The following is a 1,069-nucleotide window of genomic DNA, read 5'->3' on the forward strand; positions in this document are numbered from 1 at the left end:
ACAACACGAATTCACTCACATTGTGAATATGAATCTCCACAAAATTTTGAAAAACAATATTTGAAACATAAACATTAAAAAAACAGATATTTAAGTTGTCTTAAATCTTGACATAGTACCAAAACTTTAGATTCTGTAAATTTTTCTCCTCTCCATTTAAATGAAATGCAAGAATTAACAGACTTAGCTAAAAAAAATAATTTATATACGATTGTTGAATATAATGATTCTTATGTTGTGGAATGTAGTACATTTGTCCAGTTTAAAAGAATTCTTACAAAATTTTTTTGGCCAGAATGGCTACGTTTTAAAAATCCTGTCCTGCGGCAATTTAGATATATGTCAACACACTCTACAAGAGTGGCCGATGTAATTACTACAATTAATGCTCCTGTTAATAAACTATGTTTTCGCGGTGCTACTAGAAATGTGAATAAATTTGAAGAGTACATATTAGCGCATAATCATACATATAATGGTTTTCGTCTGACAACAGGTTGTATCGAAGTAAACCATGCTAGTGTTAGTAAAGGTGTTGCAGCTAAGCATCTGGCAAATATGCTTAATATTCCACTTGAAAATACGGTTGCCTTTGGCGATAGTGCTAATGATCATGCTTTATTAGAAACTATCCCTAATAGTGTTGCGATGGAAAATGCAGACTCTACAACAAAAGCCTTGGCAAAATACACAACCAAATCAAACGACGAAGATGGTATTATTTACTTTCTAAATGAATGGAACCCAATCAATCTTTAATTTGTATGGATTTTTTTCCACTTTTTGAAATTTATACATTTATTAGGTAAACATTTATTGTTACCATAGTTCCATTGTATTCCTGTTATTTTTTTTCTATAATGATAGCGTTAACAGAATAAAACAAAGTTTCAAGGAGGATATAACAATGTTTAATTTTTTCAAGAAAAAGAATGATAATAAAAAAGGCTTAACTAGCAATTTGGTGACTTTGCTATAATTCTTCTTTTTATCACTTACACGAATAACCACTCGTTTTTCAAATCCTTTAAGCGAGTGATTTTATAGATGTTTTTCAATCTAAGTAGTA

General features: G+C 29.8%; 1 pseudogene. It reads left to right on the forward strand.

Annotated elements, in window-relative coordinates:
- Positions 1–159: 159 nt before the first annotated feature.
- Positions 160–759: pseudogene (locus FYJ55_RS10735) on the forward strand (HAD-IIB family hydrolase); the annotation flags it as partial.
- Positions 760–1,069 lie beyond the last annotated feature (310 nt).

This window comes from Holdemanella porci (assembly GCF_009696075.1).
In the GTDB taxonomy this organism is placed as follows: Bacteria; Bacillota_I; Bacilli_A; order Erysipelotrichales; family Erysipelotrichaceae; genus Holdemanella; species Holdemanella porci.